The 19,946-nt window shown below is 68.5% G+C and carries 17 protein-coding genes; 9 read left to right on the top strand and 8 right to left on the bottom strand.

What is annotated here, in order from left to right; genetic code table 11:
- Positions 1-33: 33 nt before the first annotated feature.
- Entirely contained in the window at positions 34-648 is a 615-nt protein-coding gene (locus tag AB0I28_RS17100) for a DUF6461 domain-containing protein (protein WP_357494194.1), read from the bottom strand.
- A 56-nt stretch (positions 649-704) separates the two neighbouring features.
- On the opposite strand from AB0I28_RS17100, the gene AB0I28_RS17095 reads away from it, so the two are divergent.
- Entirely contained in the window at positions 705-1,202 is a 498-nt protein-coding gene (locus tag AB0I28_RS17095; protein WP_357494192.1) for a DUF2269 family protein, read from the top strand.
- Positions 1,203-1,339: 137 nt separating this feature from the next.
- Here the strand turns inward: AB0I28_RS17095 and msrA are convergent, their stop codons facing one another.
- Complete coding sequence (gene msrA, locus AB0I28_RS17090) at positions 1,340-1,993, bottom strand: peptide-methionine (S)-S-oxide reductase MsrA (RefSeq protein ID WP_357494190.1); 654 nt, start codon at positions 1,991-1,993, stop codon at positions 1,340-1,342.
- Between the two features lie 112 nt (positions 1,994-2,105).
- On the opposite strand from msrA, the gene AB0I28_RS17085 reads away from it, so the two are divergent.
- The 6 genes from AB0I28_RS17085 to AB0I28_RS17060 all read left to right on the top strand — a co-directional run bounded on the left by AB0I28_RS17085 (position 2,106) and on the right by AB0I28_RS17060 (position 7,002).
- Positions 2,106-3,248: a cystathionine gamma-synthase gene (locus AB0I28_RS17085; RefSeq protein ID WP_357494188.1), complete on the top strand. Its 1,143-nt coding sequence runs from the start codon at positions 2,106-2,108 to the stop codon at positions 3,246-3,248.
- 11 nt (positions 3,249-3,259) lie between these two features.
- Positions 3,260-4,621 carry an amidase family protein gene (locus AB0I28_RS17080; RefSeq protein ID WP_357494186.1) on the top strand — a complete coding sequence of 454 codons (1,362 nt, stop codon included), beginning with the start codon at positions 3,260-3,262 and terminating at the stop codon, positions 4,619-4,621.
- 127 nt (positions 4,622-4,748) lie between these two features.
- Positions 4,749-5,522 carry an NAD(P)-dependent oxidoreductase gene (locus tag AB0I28_RS17075; RefSeq protein WP_357494185.1) on the top strand — a complete coding sequence of 258 codons (774 nt, stop codon included), beginning with the start codon at positions 4,749-4,751 and terminating at the stop codon, positions 5,520-5,522.
- A gap of 150 nt (positions 5,523-5,672) precedes the next feature.
- Entirely contained in the window at positions 5,673-6,047 is a 375-nt protein-coding gene (locus tag AB0I28_RS17070; protein WP_357494183.1) for a hypothetical protein, read from the top strand.
- Positions 6,048-6,058: 11 nt separating this feature from the next.
- A complete protein-coding gene (locus AB0I28_RS17065; RefSeq protein ID WP_357494181.1) occupies positions 6,059-6,457 on the top strand; it encodes a VOC family protein in 399 nt (132 codons plus the stop codon).
- 164 nt (positions 6,458-6,621) lie between these two features.
- Complete coding sequence (locus AB0I28_RS17060; RefSeq protein ID WP_357494179.1) at positions 6,622-7,002, top strand: hypothetical protein; 381 nt, start codon at positions 6,622-6,624, stop codon at positions 7,000-7,002.
- A gap of 74 nt (positions 7,003-7,076) precedes the next feature.
- Here AB0I28_RS17060 and AB0I28_RS17055 read toward each other — a convergent pair whose 3' ends face one another.
- Complete coding sequence (locus AB0I28_RS17055) at positions 7,077-8,444, bottom strand: cystathionine beta-synthase (protein ID WP_357494177.1); 1,368 nt, start codon at positions 8,442-8,444, stop codon at positions 7,077-7,079.
- A gap of 49 nt (positions 8,445-8,493) precedes the next feature.
- Here AB0I28_RS17055 and AB0I28_RS17050 point away from each other — a divergent pair, with 49 nt between their 5' ends.
- Positions 8,494-9,270 (top strand): SGNH/GDSL hydrolase family protein, encoded by a 777-nt coding sequence (locus AB0I28_RS17050; protein ID WP_357494175.1) that lies wholly within the window; start codon positions 8,494-8,496, stop codon positions 9,268-9,270.
- Between the two features lie 3 nt (positions 9,271-9,273).
- On the opposite strand, the gene AB0I28_RS17045 is transcribed toward AB0I28_RS17050, so the two are convergent.
- From AB0I28_RS17045 to AB0I28_RS17025, 5 genes are all read right to left on the bottom strand, one after another.
- Positions 9,274-11,391 carry a UvrD-helicase domain-containing protein gene (locus AB0I28_RS17045; RefSeq protein WP_357494173.1) on the bottom strand — a complete coding sequence of 706 codons (2,118 nt, stop codon included), beginning with the start codon at positions 11,389-11,391 and terminating at the stop codon, positions 9,274-9,276.
- A gap of 24 nt (positions 11,392-11,415) precedes the next feature.
- The gene (locus AB0I28_RS17040) at positions 11,416-12,969 is read right to left on the bottom strand and encodes a protein kinase (RefSeq protein ID WP_357494171.1); all 1,554 of its coding nucleotides are present in this window, start codon (positions 12,967-12,969) and stop codon (positions 11,416-11,418) included.
- 103 nt (positions 12,970-13,072) lie between these two features.
- Positions 13,073-16,204 (bottom strand): type I restriction endonuclease, encoded by a 3,132-nt coding sequence (locus AB0I28_RS17035; protein WP_357494169.1) that lies wholly within the window; start codon positions 16,202-16,204, stop codon positions 13,073-13,075.
- A 5-nt stretch (positions 16,205-16,209) separates the two neighbouring features.
- Positions 16,210-17,481 carry a restriction endonuclease subunit S gene (locus AB0I28_RS17030; RefSeq protein ID WP_357494167.1) on the bottom strand — a complete coding sequence of 424 codons (1,272 nt, stop codon included), beginning with the start codon at positions 17,479-17,481 and terminating at the stop codon, positions 16,210-16,212.
- Positions 17,478-19,565 (bottom strand): class I SAM-dependent DNA methyltransferase, encoded by a 2,088-nt coding sequence (locus AB0I28_RS17025; protein WP_357494165.1) that lies wholly within the window; start codon positions 19,563-19,565, stop codon positions 17,478-17,480. The genes AB0I28_RS17030 and AB0I28_RS17025 overlap by 4 nt, the downstream gene beginning before the upstream one ends.
- On the opposite strand from AB0I28_RS17025, the gene AB0I28_RS17020 reads away from it, so the two are divergent.
- Complete coding sequence (locus AB0I28_RS17020) at positions 19,546-19,935, top strand: hypothetical protein (protein WP_357494163.1); 390 nt, start codon at positions 19,546-19,548, stop codon at positions 19,933-19,935. The two genes, AB0I28_RS17025 and AB0I28_RS17020, sit on opposite strands and share 20 nt — an antisense overlap.
- The last annotated feature ends 11 nt before the right edge of the window (positions 19,936-19,946 follow it).

The following is a 19,946-nucleotide window of genomic DNA, read 5'->3' as shown; positions in this document are numbered from 1 at the left end:
GTGGAGCGGGGCCTTTCGGGGCCCCGTTCTCGTTCACCTGCCCGGGACCGGCGCCAGGCCGCACACGAAGGTCGTGTCCGCCAGCGTCCGGGCGGTGACGCGCACGCCGGTCAGGCGCTCCCCCAGTGCCCACGCGGCCTCGGTGTGCCGGTCGTAGCCGGCGTCCTCGCTCAGGTCGAAGCCGGCGGCTTCGAGTTCCCCGGCGAGCGCGTCGGCGTCGGGGCCGTCGCGGTGGAAGGGGAACAGGGGCTCGAAGTGCAGCCGCAGCTCACCGTCGTCCCACAGGTGGAAGTGGTCGGCGGCGTTGACGTTGCGAAAGTGCGACACGACCCGGCCGCCTGCGGCCGACAGGGGCCGCATCACCTCATCGAAGGTGCCCAGATAGCCGTTGGGCTCGATCATCAGAGTCCAGCCGTCCAGCTCGGCGACCGCGACGAGCAGGCGGTCGCCGTCGTGGATCTCGTAGGCCTCGGAGACCGCGTCGTGCAGCGACTCGGCGCCGGTGAGGGTCTCGACGGGCTCGGTTTCGAGGGCCGTGAGCACCTGGCGCGGAGCAAGGCCGCGCAGGAAGGTCATGCAGTAGGCCTCGACGAGACCGGCGTCCCCTTCGTCGAGCCAGCGATAGTCGGCGGCGGTCGCGTCGCTCATGTGCCGCATGCTCCCAGACGCCCCCGACAAGGCCCGTTCGGCAATAGCATCACCGTATGTACCGCTTCGTGGTCACCATGCATGTTCTGGCGGCCGTACTGCTCACCGGTCCGGCCGCCGTCATCCCCTTCCTCGCCGTGCGAGGGCTCGCCCAGCGCGACGCCGAGCAGATCCGCCGGGTCGCCAAGCGCACCCTGCAACTGGGCGCGGTCACCCTCGTCATCGCCGCGTTCGGCGTGCTCGCGCTGAACTCCTCGGACACCTATCGCTTCGGTACCCCCTGGGTGACGATCTCCATCACCGTCTACGTGATCGCGCTGCTCATCGACGTCGCCGCGCTGCCGGCGATCATGTCGCGCGCCGCCCGGCACGTCGAGGAGGCCCACACGGCCTCGCCCGAAGTCGCCGACACGCCCGACGACCCCGCCGCCGCGGCCCTCGCCGGAGCCCGCGTCGACCAGCACCGCGGCCGGCTGCTGGCGCTGGGCGGACTGGCACTGGTGCTGTACGCGCTGGTGGCGGTGCTGATGGCGGCGAAGCCTTTCGGGGAGTAGGGGAGGGCGGCGCCGCGCTCACCTGCGACCTGTCCCCGCCGAGATCCCCGACGTCACCCCGGCGGGCCTGCGACCTCAAAGACGGGAAGTCGTGGCTCTCGGCCGGCCCGGGGGCGGTGCGGCTGGAGGAACAGGGCCTACTCGACCTTTCCGACACCCACCGGGCAGCTCATGCCGTTCGGGCCGATGTTGCAGTACCCGCCGGGGTTCTTGTCGAGGTACTGCTGGTGGTAGGTCTCGGCGTAGTAGTACTCACCGCGCAGCGGCGTCACCTCGGTGGTGATCTCGCCGAACCCGGCCTTCGACACCACCGGCCCGAACGCCTCCCGTGAGGCCAGCGCGGCCTCCAGCTGCGCGTCGGTCGTCGTGTAGATCGCCGAGCGGTACTGCGTCCCGATGTCGTTGCCCTGCCGCATTCCCTGCGTCGGGTCGTGGTTCTCCCAGAACACCTTCAGCAGCGACTCGTACGAGATCACCGACGGCCGGTACACGACCTGCACGACCTCGTTCTGTCCGGTGAACCCGCTGCACACCTCTTCGTAGCTCGGGTTCGGCGTATAGCCCCCGGCGTAGCCGACGGAGGTGCTGTACACCCCGTCGAGCTGCCAGAAGATCCGCTCGGCGCCCCAGAAGCAGCCCATCCCGAAGATCGCGATCTCGGTGTCCTGCGGCCACGGCCCGGTCATGGGCGTGCCGAGGACGGTGTGCTTCGACGGGACCGGCATCGCCTCGGCCCGGCCGGGCAGGGCGCGCGAAGGGTCGGGCATCTCCGGAACACGGCGTAGGAACATGCCTCCATTCTCGCTCGCGCGAGCGCGCGCGGCACGTGATGTCAGCGACTCGCGGGCGCGAAACGGCCGGGACGATGCACGTCGATCTCTCTCGTAGGCGACACTCACGGGTATGACCGAAGGCTTCTCCACCCGAGCGATTCACGCCGGGCAACCGGCCGACCCCGTCACTGGCGCGGTCGTCACGCCCATCTACGCCACGTCCACATATCTCCAGGACTCCGTCGGCGAGATGCGCAACGGCTATGAGTACAGCCGCACCAAGAACCCCACGCGCCTCGCGCTGGAAGAGTGCCTGGCCGCCCTCGAACAGGGCACCCACGGGTTCGCGTTCGCCTCCGGGCTCGCCGCCGAGGACACTCTCCTGCGCGCGGTCTGCTCCCCCGGCGACCACGTGGTCATCCCCGACGACGCCTACGGCGGCACCTACCGGCTCTTCGCCAAGGTCGCCTCCCGCTGGGGCCTGGACTACACGCCCGCCGCGGTGTCCGACCTCGACGCCGTGCGCGCCGCCATCACCAGCGACACCAAGGTCATCTGGATCGAGACGCCGACCAACCCGCTGCTCGGCATCGCCGACATCGAGGCCCTCGCCGTCATCGCCCACGAGGCCGGCGCGCTCCTGGTCGTCGACAACACCTTCGCCTCGCCCTACCTGCAGCAGCCGCTGAACCTGGGCGCCGACGTCGTCGTGCACTCGACCACCAAGTACGTCGGCGGGCACTCCGACGTCGTCGGCGGCGCGCTCGTCGTCCGCGATCCCGCCCTGGCCGAGAACCTCGCCTTCCACCAGAACTCGATGGGCGCCGTCTCCGGCCCCTTCGACGCGTGGCTGACCCTGCGCGGCATCAAGACCCTCGCGGTGCGCATGGAGCGCCACTGCGACAACGCCGAGCGGATCGTCGACTGGCTCTCCGGCCGCGCCGACATCACCCACGTCCTCTACCCCGGCCTCACCGAGCACCCCGGCCACAAGATCGCGGCCGCGCAGATGCGCCGCTTCGGCGGGATGGTCTCGGTCCGGCTGCGCGGCGGCGAGCAGGCCGCCCTGGACCTGTGCAACCGCACTAAACTGTTCACGCTCGGCGAGTCGCTCGGCGGCGTGGAATCGCTGATCGAGCACCCGGGCCGGATGACGCACGCGTCGGCCGTGGGAACCCCGCTCGAAGTGCCCGGCGACCTGGTCCGCCTGTCGGTGGGCATCGAGGACGCCGAGGACCTGCTCGCGGACCTTTCCCAGGCCTTCGGGGACTAGAGAGGGAACTGGTGAGCTGGGCAGCGACCACCGCGCGGCAGATCGCGCGCGCGGTACGGCGCGGGGACGCCACGGCGGGTGCGGTCGTCGACCAGCACATGCGCCGTGCCGCGACCGTCGTGAGTGGACGGTACGGCGACCCCTACGGCACCCTCCGCTCGGTCGACGCCCTCGCCGAAGCGGCCACAGTGGACGATCTACCGGACCTCGGCAGCCTCGCGCTCGCCGGGGTCCCGGTGGCCGTCTCGGAGCAGTTCCAGGTCGCCGGGATGTCCACGAGGCACGGCAGCGCGGCGGCGGGGACCACCATCGCCGACGCCGACCACGAGGCCGTGCGCCGCCTTCGCGGCGCGGGCGCCGTGATCGCGGGTACCACCAAGGTCACCGAGCTGGGTCTTTGGTCCACTTCGGACGGCCTGCGCAATCCGTGGCGGGACGACCGCGGGATCGGCGGCGCCGAGGCCGGTGCCGTCGCCGCGGTGGCCTACGGGACCGTTCCCGTCGCCGTCGGCGTCGACGCCCTCGGCGGGATCCGCGTGCCCGCCGCCGCGGCGGGCGTGGTCGGGTTCAAGCCCGGTCGCGGTGTCCTGCCGGCGCTTCCCGGTGCCGGCGACTGGTTCGGGCTGGCCACGCCGGCGATCGCGGGGACCACCGTCGGCGACGTCGCCGCGACCTTCGGCGTGCTGGCCGGGCAGAGCGTCAAGCCCGGCGGGGACGTCTACGAGCCGGGGACGCCCGAGAGGCTGCGCATCGCCGTCACCGCGTCGCCGCCGCTGGCCGGGAAGCACACCGACCGCGCCGAGTGGGAGTCGCTGCGGCAGATCATCCGGCTGCTCACCAACGCCGGGCACGACGCCCACCGGGCCGCCTTCACGCTGCCGCCGACGGCCTACGGCGCCATTTTCTCGTCGTGGACCGCCACGGCCTACCTGTCGTCGCTGCGGCTGGACAAAGGACGCCTGGAGCGACGGACCCGCCGCCACGCCTCGATCGGGCAGCGCGTGTACCTCAACGGCCTCATGTCGGCCGCCGACGGCTGGCGCAGGCGCGCCGCCGAGTGGTTCGGGCAGGAGTCCTTCAACGTGCTCATCACACCGGCGCTGCCGGGGCCGGCGCCCGTCGCCGAGCAGTGGTCGACGAGGAGCTGGCGCAGCAACCTGGCGGCCTCGACGCGGCTGAACACGTTCACGTCGGCGTGGAACCTGACGGGGCTGCCCGCGCTGGTGCTGCCGAGCGGCGCGCGGGGAGACGGGCTGCCGGCGGCGGTGCAGCTGATCGGGCCGCCGGGGTCGGAGGACACGCTGCTGGACCTCGGGAACCAGCTCGCGACGGCGCAGGGGTTGCGGCGGTACGCGGGGTGGGTGGTGGAGTGAGCGGAGTGCTCTTCGCCGGCAGTGTCCTGGAAGAGAACATAGAGGCGTTACTCGAAGAGAGCCCACGCCCAACCCCCAACCCGCGCTTCTGCCCCCCGGCTCCTGAACCCTCGACTACCCTCCCCCCATGCCCTCCCTCGCCATCACCGGCGCCGCAGGCGCCATCGGCTCGCTCCTCCGCACACGCCTGCGCGAGGACCCCGGCACCGACCTCGTCCTCCTCGACCGCGTTCCGCTGACGCCCGAAGCGGCCAACGAGACCGTCCACACCGTCGACCTCACCGACGGCCCGGGAGTCGCCGCCGCGCTCAAGAACGTCGACGCGGTGGTGCACATGGGCGGGATCGCCGACGAGGCACCGCTGGCGGACCTGCTGGCGGCGAACGTGCTCGGCACGCACAACGTGCTGGAGGCCGCCCGCCTGCACGGGATCCGGCGGGTCGTCCTGGCCAGCAGCAACCGGGTGGGCGGCTTCCACCCGAACTCCCACGTCACCACCCCGGAGGAACCACCGCGTCCCGACGGCCTCTACGGCGTCAGCAAGGTGGCGGCGGAAGCCTTGGGGCGCATGTACTCCGACAAGTTCGGCGTCTCGGTGGTGTGCCTGCGCATCGGGAGCTTCGAGGAGCGTCCGTCCACCGTGCGCGAACTGTCGACCTGGCTCAGCCCCGACGACTGCGTGGGCTTCGTGCGAGCCGCCGTGGCCGCCGACACGCACTTCTCGACGGTCTACGCCGTCTCGGGCAACAAGCGCCGGTTCTGGGCGCTGCCACCGGCGGCGTTCTACTCCCCTTCCGACGACGCGGAGTCGCTGGGCGACGGCATCGACGGCGAGCTCGAACCGCTGGCTCCGCAGGCCGGGCACTTCGCGTCGGCGGAGTACACCGAGCGACACCTGTAACTTGACATCACTTTCCCTTATCGCCCAAGGGTTTCCGCCGGCGACCTCACGCAGTGAGTCCACAAAGGACGATTGACCAGCGGTGACGGTCTCCGGCCGGGGCGTCACCGCGCTTGCCGGGCGAGCATTGTTACGGCAGAGTAACTTCGCATGGAACTGCTGTGCGCCATGTATCCCGTCGAGGACCTGGAGGCCGTCGCCGAGCTCTATCGGGGGCTGGGCTTCAAGGACGTCGCCCGGCCCGACGAGGACACCCTCCTTCTGTCGGCCGGCGAGTCCGGACCGGTCGAGATCATGCTCGAACGCCATCCGCTGGAGATGAAGGCCGGCCCGGGCCCGGTGTTCCGGGTCGACGACGTCACCGCCTTCCACGCCGACAAGACCGAACTCACCTGGCTGCTGCCCCCGACCGAGATCGCCACCGGCCACTACGCCGTGTTCGCCGACCCGGCCCGCAATCCCGTCCGGATCATCGACTTCACACGAGACAGCGGCCGCTACGCCCGCCTGTTCCGCAGGTCGTAGGCTCTCCGACCATGATCGAGGCGAACACCCACGTACGCATCGCCCGGCCCTCGCGTGATCTCGCGGCGGCCGAGCGCTTCTATGTCGACGGCCTGGGCCTCACGGTGCTCTACAAGGAGACCGACCCGGCCGAAGGCGAACATGAGCTGCTCATGGCCGGCCTGCCCGGCGCGGGCTGGCACTTCGAGCTGACGCGCGGTCCGTCGGGCACGGTGGTCCCGTCACCCACCGCGGACGACCTGTTCGTGCTCTATCTCGGGCGGCCGGTCGAGGACGCGCTCATCGACCGGCTCACCGAGCACGGCGGCGAGCGCGTCGCGGCCCACAATCCCTATTGGGACCAGTGGGGCGTGACCGTGCGTGACCCCGACGGTTACCTGCTCGTGCTGTCCTCGCGAAGCTGGGGATAGAACGCGCAGGTCATCGCGTCGCGTGAACACGAAACCACCCTGTGTCGACGACTACGCGCTGGCACGAATCCGCGATTTACGCCCCCTGTCCGGCCTCGTAGAGTCGGTCAGGTCAAGGCGACAGACTGAGGCACGCAGAACCGCTTTTCTGAGGGGACAGAACAATGACCGACGAATACACCGCGGACATCGACGGCGACGGCACCGAGGACTCGATCACCGCTTACGACGACGGCCAGGGCGGCGTCGAGTACGAGGTGGACCTGGGCAATGACGGCACTGCCGACGCCTACCTCCACGACGAGGGCAACGACGGCACGATCGAGGAAGCCCTCATCGACACCAACGGTGACGGCAGCCTGGACACCTTCGTCGAGGACAGCAACAACGACGGCACCTTCGACTACGCCGAGTCGGACGTGAACGAGGACGGCCTCATCTCCGACGGAGAGGTCTACGGGACCGACGCCGACGGCACCTCGGGCGACTACTACCAGCCCGCCGACGAGACGCTGAACCCGACCGACCCGAACGCCTCCGTCTAAGGAGCGTCGCAAGATCAATCCCCGGTCTCCTTGCCCACCAAGGGGACCGGGGATTAATCGTGTCCGCGGACCGGTCAGCCGGTCTGGACGTAGGCGAGCAGGTCCTGCCGGGTGATGACGCCCCGGGGCTTGCCGTCGATGAGGACGAGGGCCGCGTCGTGCTTCTCCAGCAGCGCCACGGCGTGGCCGACGGGTTCGCCGCCGCCGATCATCGGCAGGGGATCGCTGACGTGCTTCTCGACGGGGTCGGCCAGTTGCGCCCGGCCGGAGAACACGGCCTCCAGGAGGTCGCGCTCGGCGACCGACCCGGCGACCTCGCCGGTGACGACGGGCGGTTCGGCCTTGAGGACGGGCATCTGGGAGACGCCGTACTCGCGGAGGATGTCGATGGCGTCGCGGACCGGGTCGTTGGGGTGCACGTGGACCAGGTCGGGGATGTCGCCGCTCTTGCCGGCGAGCACGTCGGCGACGGTGGTCTGGCCGTCGGCGGTCAGGAAGCCGTAGCGGGCGAGCCACTCGTCGTTGAAGATCTTCGACAGGTAGCCGCGGCCGCCGTCGGGGAGCAGGACGACGACGACGGCGTCGGGGCCGGCCTCGCGGGCGACGCGCAGTGCCGCCTCGGCCGCCATGCCGCAGGATCCGCCGACCAGGAGCCCTTCCTCGCGCGCGAGGCGGCGGGTCATGGCGAAGGACTCCTTGTCGGAGACCTCGATGATCTGGTCGGTGACCTCGGTGTCGTAGGCGGAGGGCCAGAAGTCCTCGCCGACGCCTTCGACCAGGTAGGGGCGGCCGGTCCCGCCGGAGTAGACCGAGCCCTCGGGGTCGGCGCCGATGACCTTCACGCGCCCGCCGGACTGCTCCTTGAGGTAGCGCCCGACGCCGGAGATGGTGCCGCCGGTGCCGACGCCGGCGATGAAGTGCGTGATCCTGCCCTCGGTCTGTTCCCACAGCTCGGGGCCGGTGGTCTCGTAGTGGGAGCGGGGGTTGGCCGGGTTGCTGTACTGGTCGGGCTTCCAGGCGCCGTCGATCTCGCGGACGAGCCGGTCGGAGACCTCGTAGTAGGAGCGGGGGTCGGCCGGGTCGACGGCGGTGGGGCAGACGACGACCTCGGCACCGTAGGCGCGAAGGACGTTGCGCTTGTCCTCGCTGACCTTGTCGGGGCAGACGAAGACGCACTTGTACCCGCGCTGTTGCGCGACGATGGCCAGGCCCACGCCGGTGTTGCCCGAGGTCGGCTCGACGATCGTCCCGCCCGGCTTGAGCAGGCCGGCCGCCTCGGCGTCGTCGATCATGCGGACCGCGATGCGGTCCTTGACGCTCCCGCCGGGGTTGACGTACTCGACCTTGGCCAGGACCAGGCCTTCGACGCCCTCGGTCACCTTGTTGAGCCGGACCAGCGGGGTTCCCCCGATCAGGTCGACCACTGATTCGTAGTACTTCACGCGGGTAGCCTATGGCACAAGCCACCCATCGAACGGGAAGGAGCCGGGCATGAGGCTGTCCACTCTGCTGCGCCGGGCCGGATATTCGGCGGCGATCGGAGCGAGTGTGGCGGTCGTGACCGGCGCCGCCGTGATGGCCGTCGAGCTGCTCGCCGCCAGACGGGCGCGCCAGGAGCACTCCGCGCACGGCCCCCACATGCGCATGTGGCTCGGCGACTCCGACGCGACGCCGCTCAAACTCGTCATGTTCGGCGACAGCCTCGCCGCCGGTGTGGGCGTGGAGGACGCCTCCGACTCGGTCGGCGGGGTCCTCGCCGAACTCCTGGCGGGCGTGCGGCACCGTGTGGCGCTGTCGAGCGTCGCCGTCCCCGGCGCCGACACCGGTGACCTGCACACACAGGTCGCCCGCTCGCTGCTCTCGGAGCCGCCCGACGTGGCGGTGATCCTCCTCAACGGCCTCACCGAGACGATGCACCCCTCGGAGTCGGTGGCGCAGCTGGCCGGGGCGGTGCGCAAGCTGAGCCACGCCGGCACCTCGGTCGTGGTCGGCACCTGCCCGGACCTGTCGAGCCTGCGGGCGCTGGCGCAGCCGTTGCGGGCCATCGCAGGGTGGCGCGGGTCGCGGCTGGCGCGGGCGCAGGCTCCTGCCGTTCGGCTGGCGGGCGGCGTGCCGGTGGACCTGGCCGCGCGCTGCGGTGTGGTGTTCCGCACTGATCGGGGCATGCTGTGCCCCGACGGGCTGCACCCGTCGGCGGAGGGCTACCGGACGCTGGCGCACGCGCTGTACCCGGCGGTCTACGACGCGGCATCGCGGGCGCGGACCTAGGCGTCAGGCAACGCCGGCCTCAACGAGGAACGGACTCGCGTCACCGGTCCAGGAGACGTGGAGCTGATCGCGGGCGCGGGTACATGCCACGAACAGCAGGTTCCGCTCTGCCGCAAGGTCGATCTCGTGCTGGACTCGGTCGATGTCGGCATCGGTCATGGCCTTGGGGAAAGGCAGGGCCTCCCGGCTGGCGCCGAACACGGCGACAGAGCGGAATTCGAGGCCTTTGAACGCGTGCATCGTGCCGACGCGCACGGCGTTCGCCGTCGACGTGCGCAGGTCGGTCGCCGGGATACCGGCCTTCTTCAGGCGGTCGATGAGCTTGTCGGCGGTCCGGTTGAAGCGGACCGCCACTCCGATCGACTCACGAGACGCGTCCTGGGTAATCCAGACGCGCACAACCTCGACGAGCCGGTCTTCCTCCTCCTTGACCGAGGCGGCCGCGAACACGACAGGCTCGGGGCCTTCCAGCACTGAGCGGTACCCGGCGAGCGAGTCGTCCGCGCCGTCGGCAAGCGCGGCGACGGCTCCGGGTACGAGCGCGGCGGCCCAGCCGAGGATCTGGCGGGTGCTGCGGTAGTTGCGGCGCATCTTCGTGCTGCGGCCGACGACGTTGATGCCGAGGGACTTCAGCGAGACCCGCGAGTCGTAGATGCGCTGGTGCGGGTCGGCGGCGATGAACAGGTCGTCGTACTTGGCGGGCGCGGCGGCGCGCAGCAGCCGCCATTGGGCGGGGTGAAGGTCCTGGGCCTCGTCGACGACGATGTGCCGGTAGCGGGGTCCGTTTTCGGCGAGGAGGTCGGCGGCGTCGCGGCACCAACCGAGGTAGGTGCCCTCGCCTTTGGCGGCGAGCTTCTTCTCGAAGTCGTTCATGGCAGCCCACATGAGGGGGCGCATGCTCGGCGCCAGGCGCGAGCCTCGACCGGCGCGGTCGGCGGCGAGGTAGCCGTCCTCGTCGCGGACGTCGCGGGCGAGGACGACGTGCCGGTACTCCTGTGCGAGCTGCGGCGCTGTCCAGGGCAGGAAGCGTGCGTCGATGATCTCTTCCCAGTACCCCGGTTCGCGGTCGCCACGTAGTGGCCGTGGAACCGTGCCATGCTCGGCGAGCACCTTCCGGGCGAAAGAGTCGACGGTCATGATGTCGACCCGTTCGCGAAGAGCCGGGTCCTCGACGAGCAGTGCCAGGGACATGGTCAAGGAGTCGACGAGCGCGTTGGTGTAGCTGGTCAGCAGGATCCGCTCGCCGGGGCGCAGGTGCCCGAGGAGGAAGGCGACCCGGTGCAGGGCGACGACGGTCTTGCCGGTGCCAGGGCCGCCGGCGACCTGCGCGGGGCCGGGGTAGCTGGGCCGGTAGGCGACCTTCCGCTGTGCGGGGTGCAGGAACACGCGCCAGGCCTCGAACGGCTTGTCGAGGGCCTCGGCGAGGTCGCCGGAGCCCTCCACGAGAACGATCCGGTTCGGTGTGGACCGCACGGCGGCTTCGAGTTCGGACGCCGCGGCCTGGGGCTGTGCGCGGTGGGCAACGATATCGCGCCACACCTCCTCGACGCTGAAGCCCTCGGCGAGAAACATCAGCACCTCGTGCTGGTCTTCGGGGAGGAACTCGGCGGCGGTCTCGACCTGGTTCTTTCGGGTGAGGGTGCGTGCGAAGGCGAGGGTCAGCGGATCGATGCCGAGGGTCCCGAGCTCCCCGTCGGACAACGCCGCGAAGAGTTTCGGAACGGTGTGCGGGGTGGCGGCGGCATTGGCGGAGGTGTGCTCCTCGATCGCCTCGACGTCGCGGACCTCCATGCGCCTGGTGGCGCTGTTGACGCCGAAGGCGTGCTTTTTGGCCCACTCGATCGCATCGTCATGGGGCAGGACCTTGTGCAGGACATAGGTCTGGCCGCCGTCGTCGGGGGCCATGACGATGCCACGCCAGAACCCGTCGATGCGGATCGTGCGGGTGCGCGGGTCGCGCTGGCCGTTGATCTTCTCGAGGTGGGTGCCGTTCCTCTTGCGCAGGTCGACGGCGGGGATCTTCTCGAAGCGCAGGATCACGTCGACGACGTCGCGGCGGACGCGCTTTTGGAGCATGCCGAAGTCGAGGAGGAAGGAGTGGGCCAGGGCGAGGGACGGCATGGCGGCGGCTTTCGTTCGCTGCGGTCAGGACGGGTCGTTGTCGTCGAGGCGGGAGATGAGGTCGGCGACTTCGGCGGCGCGGGGGTCGTCGGGACCGTGGGCGGCGACGAGGTCGGCGTGGAGGGAGCGGGCCTCCGCGGAGGCGGTGGGGTCGCCGGAGGAGGCGAGGATGACGCCGAGGTGCCGTCGTGCTTCGAGGGCTAGTGGCGCACGGTGGTCGGGCAAGTCCCGCAGGACTTCGCGATAGGCGGCGACGGCTTCGGGCACATCTCCGAGGCGCACGTGGCACTGTGCGGCGCTCAGCCGCATGACGTAAACGGCTTCGTCGTCGGGTCCATACGCTTCGGCGAGGTCTGCGGCAAGCATGGTGAACTTCGGGAGAGCTCCTCGGGCGTCCCCGCCGAACAGCATCGTGACCGCGTACATGCGGCGGGCGTCGAGAAGCTCCGGCTCGTCGTGGGACATGACCTGCTCGGCGGGTTCGAGTGCTTCGGCGAGGACCCCGAGGGCCTGCGAGAAGCGTTCGTCCTCGACAAGCTGCCAGGCGTGTTCCTGGGCCTGCGCCAGGTCAGCGACGAAGCCCTCGAAGGCGACGGGACGCTTCGCTGGTGGCAGCGCGGGCAACGCGCCCTCCGGCGGCAGCGGCGTCTTGCGCAGTGCGAACGGGTGCCGAAACGGGCTGGTCGGGTCGCCGTCGCCAGTCGGACCGGGTCTGGAGTCGCTCGCCCGTGGCAGGAACGGCGTGAGCCGTTCGTGTACTTCGCGGGCACTTTCCGGCCGGTCCTGCGGGCTCTTAGCGAGCAACCGTGCCACGAGCGCGCCGAGTCCTTCGGGCACAGCGGGCGCCAAGTCGCCGACAGGGATCGGCGGCTCGTCGCTGTGCTGCCTCATGAGCACGAACTGATTGGTGCCGTCGAATACTTTGTCGCCGGTGAGCAGCTCGTGCATGACGCACCCGAGGGAGTAAAGGTCGCTGCGCGGGCTCACACCGGAGGCGAGGAACTGTTCCGGCGACATGTAGTTGTATGTACCCGGTGCCTGGTCGGCGGTCACGCGAGTGGCGTCGGTGAGCAGGATCGCGGCTATTCCGAAGTCGCAGACCTTCACCGTCCCGTCCTCGGCGATCATGATGTTGCCGGGCTTGAGGTCGCGGTGCACGACCGGCAGCGCGTGGGCGTGGGCGAGGACGGAGCAGACCTGGGCGGCGATCGCCGCGACCCATTCGACCGGCAGGCGCCCGCGCAGCTTGAGCAGGTCGCGCAGGTCGGTGCCGCTGACGAGCTGCATGACCATGTAAAGCTGTTCGGCGTCGGCGTCAATGAGCGCGTCGTAGACCGTGGGCACCCCGGGGTGGTCGAGACGGGCCGTCACCCGCGCCTCGCGCCGGAACCGGACGGTCAAGGCTTCCCGGTCGGTGATGGTCTCGATCAGCTCGGGCTTGATGAGTTTCACCGCGACCGGGCGGTCGAGGGTGGTGTCGTAGGCGCTCCACACCTGGCCCATGCCACCGGATTTGATGAGGTGGGTCAGCTCGTAGCGGCCACCGATCACGGTCGGCTCGGTCGGAATCGCGGTCACTGAAAGCCGGCCCCCTCCCCGGTTAACGGAAAGTCTCCATGCGATGACACCGTCTTGTCCACCCCCTTGTTCATGGCTTCCCCACCGCGAAAAGCGGTTTCGATCAGGCGGCGACGTCCCGGCCGTGTTCGCGACGGATGGAGTTGTAGAGCAGCGTGTTCCATTCGGTCACGATTCGGTCGTGCATGTCCTTGTCCGTGGCGAAGCGGCGGGTCAGCTCGACCGCCTTGGTCTTGTGTGCCATGAAGTGGCGGTCGATGGCCTCCTCGCTCGGGATCGCGAACTCGGCCGGGCTGCGCGCCACCAACGCGGCCTGGATGAGTTCCGGGTCTTCTTTGACCGTCTGGAAGCGCGCTTCCATCTGAACGCGGTCGACGTCGCTGAGGTTGAACCCGAAGCGCTCGTTCATCCGCTCGATGATCTCGGCGAGCGACAGCTCCTCCGGCTCCGCGCCACCGGCGACGCCGCCGGCCCCGGTGCCGGGGATGAGTTGTTCGCCTTCGGCGTCGAGGTGTACGTCGTGTTTGCCCGTGTGCCGCGTGCTCAAGTGGGTCAAGGTGACTTCACCGAAGTCCGCGGCGGGTGAGGAACGGCGGGGCAGGCGCGGCAGGAGGTGTTTGGCGTAGAGGTAGAGGCGCTCCAGATCCGGGTCGGCGTAGTCAGTGATCTGGGAGATGAAGCCGTAGGTCTTGCAAAAGCCGTCGAGGTCTTTGCGGAACGCCTCGGCCGCCTCGGGGTCGACTTCGGACAGGTCGACGAAACGTCGCTTTGCAGGCTCGGTGAGCGCGAAGAGCGCGGGGTGCGTGCGGCGGGCCCAGCGGCGGGTCTCCTCGCGCGAGGCGGTGTCGTCGTCGGGCCTCTGCGACATGTAGGCGTCGGCGAAGGACTGGAGTTCGGCCTCGCCGAAGAGCTGGTGGTTCATGACATCGCGTTGCAGGGCGTAGGGCGCGTTCGGGTCGATGTCGGGGGCGATCGCGGTCTCGTGGTACTTGCGGAACTCGGCCTGAATGTCCTCGACGTCGTTGGCGAAGTCGAGGACGAAGAGGTCCTCCTGGCTCTTGCGCGGGTGTGTGCGGTTGAGTCGGGAGAGGGTCTGAACGGCAGCCACATTGGACAGTGGCTTGTCGACGTACATCGTCGTCAGGAGCGGCTGGTCGAAGCCGGTCTGGTACTTCTCGGCGACAACGAGGATCCGATACTCGGTGCGTCCGGCGGTGGCGGCCGCGTCGGCGTGGGTGTAGGCGAACTTGTCGGGGAGCTGGGACTCGGGGAAGCCGTTGAGCTTGGCCTCGGTGGTCTCAACGCCGTCGAGTTCGAGAGTGCCAGAGAAGGCGACGAGGATCCCGACGTCGACGCCTAGGTCGCGCGCGACCTCGCGCAGCACCTGGTAGGTGTCCACGGCTGCCGCGCGGGAGGAGGTGACGACCATGGCCTTCGCGCGGCCACCGAGACGGCGGGCGACACTGCGGCGGTAGTGGTCGATGATGATCTCGGCATGCTGCCGGAGGGTCCGCGGATGCTGGTAGACGAAGCGCGCGATCTCCTTGGTGGCCTTCTTCGGGTCGACCTCGACGTCCTCGGCGCCTTCGGCCGCCACTCGCCAGTAGGTCTGGTAGGTGACGTAGTTGCGCAGGACGTCAAGGATGAAGCCCTCTTCGATGGCCTGCCGCATCGAGTAGGTGTGGAAGGCGCGGTACTGGCCGGACTCGTCCTGGAGGCCGAAGAGTTGGAGGGTCTTGGCCTTCGGGGTGGCGGTGAAGGCGAAGAAGGACAGGTTGGGGTGCCTACCTCGGGCCAAGGCCGAGGAGGTGAGCGGGTCGGCTTCCTCGGGGGTGTCGTCGGCGCCCATGCCGCGCAGGACGTTGCGCAGTTTGGTGAGCGTGTCCCCCGAGTGGCCCGAATGGGCCTCGTCTATGACGATCGCGACACGCTTCCCGGCGAGGGACGTCACGCCTTGGAGGACGTAGGGGAAGGTCTGCGCGGTCGCGGTGATGATCTTGACGGCGCTGTCGCCGAGGGCAGCAGCGACCTCGTCGGACTTGGAGTTCGTGCGGCCCGTGATGGGCCGGACAACGCCCGCAACGTGGTCGAACTGGTAGACGGTCTTGCCGAGTTGGTCATCGAGGACCGTCCGGTCGGTGACGACGACGATCTTGTGGAAGACAGGCTGGTCGGCCGCAACGCGGCCGGCGGCGACGGCTTCGGCGTCGAGGTCGCCGGGCTCGGCCGAACCGTGCAGATTGGAGAGGCGGTGGGCGAGCCACGCAATGGTGTTCGACTTGCCCGAGCCCGCCGAGTGCATGACAAGGTAGTTGCCGCCGGATCCCTGGCGGGCGGTGTCGGCGGTGAGCTCGCGGACGGCGTGCCACTGGTGGTAGCGGGGGAAGATCAGCGGGCGCTTGCGTAGGGGAATGGTCTTGCCGTCTTTGTCTTTCTCGACGAGGTGCAGGAAGCGGCGGAACAGGTCGAGCCACGTGTCCTTGGCCCAGATCTCGCGCCACAGGTAGGAGGTGGCGTAGGTGCCGTCGGCGCTGGGCGGGTTGCCGGCGCCGCCGGAGACGCCGGGGCCTTCGGTGCCCTGGTTGAAAGGGAGGAAGCGTGTGGCGGCCTTGTCGAGCTTGGTGGTGAGGAAGACGAGGTCGGGGTCGACCGCGAAGTGAACGAGAGCGCGGCGGGCGAAGAGGAGCTCACGGGGGTCGCGGAGGCGGTATTGGTTCTTGGCGTTCTCGACGTTCTGGTTGGTGAGAGGGTTCTTGAGTTCGGCGGTGGCGACCGGGATGCCGTTGACGAGGAGGGTGAGGTCGACCGACTCAAGGGGAGTGGTGGTCGAGAAGTGGATCTGGCGGGTGACGGTGAGGCGGTTGGCCTGGTAGCGGGCGGTGGCCTCGGCGGTCATGGTGGTGGCGGGGCGGAAGTAGGCGAGGTCGATCTGGACGCCGCGGTCCTTGACGCCGTGGCGGAGGACGTCGAGGGTGCCGCGGTCGTCGAGGTCCTTGGCGAGGAGTTGGAGGAAGTGGGACTGGAAGGCGGCGAAGTTGCCGCCGGAGGAGGCGGTGAGCTTGTCGAGGGCGCGGGGTTGGGTGTCGGCGATGAAGCGGAAGAGGTCGTGAGGGTCGAGACCGAGGACGGGGTCGAAGGTGGTGGGCGAACCTTCGCGCCAGCCGGTGGAGACAAGGGAGGAGACGATGTGCTCCTCGAAGGCGGCTTCAGTGTGGGCACGGGGCGGGGTGGGCATGTGAGTTACTCGATTCCTCGGCCGGAGGCGGTGGAGACGTCGAACTGGCCGGTGACGGCGGCGGTGATGAGGGACTGGCGGCGTTCGGTGAGGAGGGTGAGTTGGCGCCGAACGGCATCTACGAGCCTGTCCACACGCTGGTTGGCGGCTCGAATGGCCTCCACGATCCTCGCTTGTTCGGCAATGGGCGGTAGAGGAATACGCAGCATCTGGAGATCCGGTACATAGATCGTCTTATGCGTCGAACCCATGGCGAGCCGTCCGAGCAGGTCTGCGCGCATCGCGCGGAGGCACCACAGCAGGTAGAACGGGTCAAGTAGCGGACCGCAGGTCCAGGTGACGAAGTCCTGGCTGGTGGCCATGTCGATGCCCATCACGGCCGAATAGCCGGCCGAGGCCGTACGACACAGCACAACAGTGCCCGCCAGGTGGATCGTGGCTGAGCTGTTCGCGAGGCCGAGCTCGCTGATCTTTTCCCGCGTCTTCTCGATGACCTCGCGGCGATCGTCACGAACCTGACTTACTTCGCCGGTGGTAATCCAAGGAACCGTGCAGTCCATCCACCACTCCGGATGCGATCGGCTAGGCGTATGACCGCTACCCATCCGGGCGAGCAAGCCTAGGCGGACCTCCTGCCAGCCTGACGGGATGCGATCGACCCACGGCAGGCTCGTGCACCGAAGTTCGGCATGGTCAGCACCAGTGACTTCAGCCCAGACCTTGCCGGCGCGCCGTTCCAAGAGCTTCGCTTCGAGCTGAATCTGCGACTGAGTGAGCCGGTCGATGCGGGCGGTTTCGGCGCCGAGGAAGTCGGCGATGCGGCGTTGTTCATCTAGCGGCGGAAGCACGATGCGGAGTCCACGCAGGAGGTCGTTGTCGATCTCCATCTGGTTCGGACGAACACCACGCGAGAGACGTGCGTACTCGGTGGTGTAAGCACCGGAGCGAAGCAGCCAGTTCAAAAACCGGGCCTCGTGCGAGTGTCGTGGCTTGAAGCAGAGGTAGTGCCCTGAGACGATGCCTCGATAGGGCGAGATCCCCACCGAGCCTTGCCACGCCTTCATACGGTTCACTACCAACCAGCCAGGTTCGATCAGCTGATAGATGTTCCGGTTTTCCGCCGTCTGGTTCGCGTTGTCATCCCGACTGCTCTTCTTGATCACTCCGTAGTCACGGTAGACGCTCAGCATCTCCTCCTCGGGATGCCCGGTGTCCTTGATGCGATCAAACATGCTCCACAAGGGCGCATTATCCCAGTGCTGCGGCCACAAACTCACTGCGTCACCTCACCGAGGAGAGTCTGGATCTCGGCTTCGAGCAACTTCAGCTCTTCGTCGATCTCGGCGATCGAGCGGGGTGGCGTATAGACATAGAAGTGCCTCGTGAAAGAGATCTCGTAGCCGACCTTGGTCTTCGTTTCGTCCACCCAGGCATCCGGGATGTGCGGTTTCACCTCACGCTCCAGGTACCCATCGATGTCTTCACCCAAGGGCACGTTCTCGTAGTCCCTCAGCTCCGAATCCGGCTCGGGCTTCCCTTTCTTGGTCTGCACCTCCCCCTCAGGATCCCGCACGGAGACCGCAGCCCAAACCAACTTCTCCACGGCCGCCGGGGGCTTGTCGACGCCCTCGACGGCGAAAACCTCGCGGAGGAGGGTGGCAAAGTCCACCTTCTTGTACAGCTTGCGGCCGACAAGGGTCCGGAGGGCCGTTAGCAGGTCATCACGGTAGGAGTACGTCGCCGTGGTCCGGTTGCTCTTCAACGCGAGCTCGAGCTCGTCGACCGCCCCAGGGGTGACCTCGAAGCGCAACTTAAGCGGCCGCTCGACGGTGATGCGGTGGTAGCCGAAGGCGTCATTCTCGAAGACCTTCACCTTGCCATGCCACTGGTGCTCGGGGTCGGCGGCGGCGGCGAGCGCGTCCTTGTACAGGTCCTGTAGCTCCTGGATCTGCTCGGCACTGACCATCTTGCGCTTGTCCCCCAGGGATTTGCGCATCTTCGTCCAGTGCTCACGGCCGTCAATGAGCATGACCTTGCCCTTGTGCTTCTGATCCTTACGGTTGGTCAGAATCCAGAAGTACGTGCTGATCCCGGTGTTGTAGAAGAGCTGGTCGGGCAACGCGACCACGGCTTCGAGAAGATCACCCTCGATGATCCAGCGGCGGATCTCCGACTCTCCCGACCCGGCCGCCCCTGTGAACAACGGTGAGCCGTTGAAGACGATCGCGATCCGGCTTCCGCCCATCGCGGCGGGGACCATCTTCGAGATCATGTGCTGCAGGAAGAGGAGGGAGCCGTCGTTGATCCGCGGGAGGCCGGCACTGAACCTCCCGTCGGGGTTCTTGGCCTCGTCCTCAACCGCCTCTTTGACCTTCTTCCACTCCACGCCGAAAGGCGGGTTGGAGAGCATGTAGTGGAACTGGTCGTTGACGCCGGTCAGGCCGTCCTGACTGAAGGAGTTGCCGAGCTTGATGCGTTCGGCGTCCTCGCCCTTGATCATCAGGTCCGAGCGGCAGATCGCCCACGACTCCGGGTTGAGCTCCTGACCGAAAACGCTCACCTTCACCTTTGGCCGGCTCTCGTGGATGAAGTCGGCTGCCGTGGTGAGCATGCCGCCGGTCCCGCAGGCCGGGTCGTAGACCGTGCGGTGGGCGTAGTCCTCCAAGCCGTCGAGGTCGGGGGCGATGAGCAAGCCCGCCATGAGCCGGATGACCTCGCGAGGGGTGAAGTGCTCGCCGGCGGTCTCGTTCGAGGCCTCGGAGAACTTCCTGATCAGTTCTTCGAAGACGTAGCCCATCTGGTGGTTGTCGACGACGTCGGGATGAAGGTCGATGTCGGCGAACCTCGCGACGACCAGGTGCAGCAGCTCGGCTTCGCGCAGCTTCTCGATCTGGACGGCGAAGCCGTAACGGTCGAAGACCTCGCGGGAGTTGTCGGAGAACTTCACGACGTAGTCGCCGAGGTTGGCGGCGGTGTCCTCGGGCGCGGCGGCAATCGAGGCGAGGGAGTGACCCGAGACATTGTAGAAGCGCTGCTCGGCGGCGGCCATGAGGGCCTTGGGGTAGTCGTCGCCGGCGGCGATGGCGGCAAGGACCTTCTTCCGGGTCGGCTCCAGGACGCATTCGAAGCGGCGCAGCGCAGTGAAAGGCAGGATCACCTTGCCGTAGTCGGCCTGCTTGTAGTCGCCACGGAGGAGGTTGGCGACCGACCAGATGAAGTTCACGAGCTCCTGGTGCTTACCGGTGTTCACAGGCGCCTTCCGTCGACGGTGAACGCCATCGCGATCGCTGAGTGCGATCTTGGTGGCGGTGCGTGTGGGCAGGGATCCATCTTGCCCCGTCGTGACCGGGATCGTCTGCACGGGTCGTGAGCTGGCGTTATGCACGATGTGGAATGGGAGCCGCAACGGGGTCGTGCGCGAGTCGCCACCGGGCGACACGCTGGCGCGCCTGACGCTAAGTCAGGGGGATCCGGGCGTGGATGATGTCATCCGGGTCGTGGACGGCGTGTTGATCGATTTAGACGGCTTGCAGACGGTATGCGCGCAGGTCGTGCAGGATCTGCGGGAGAGGGTCGTGGCGCCCGTCGCCGCCGTCGGGGAGAGTTCGGCCTCCGACGTGCCTGCCGACGCGCAGGGCAAGGCGATTGCCGCAGCGACGGAGTTGGAGAGCGTCGCGAGCGCGCTCTCCGCCGCGGCGGATGAACTCGGGCAGTACCGGGACCAGCTTTAGGGCCGATGGAG

The organism is Phytomonospora sp. NPDC050363 (assembly GCF_040655735.1).
Classification (GTDB): Bacteria; Actinomycetota; Actinomycetes; order Mycobacteriales; family Micromonosporaceae; genus Phytomonospora.
This window is presented reverse-complemented; position numbering and strand designations above follow the sequence as displayed.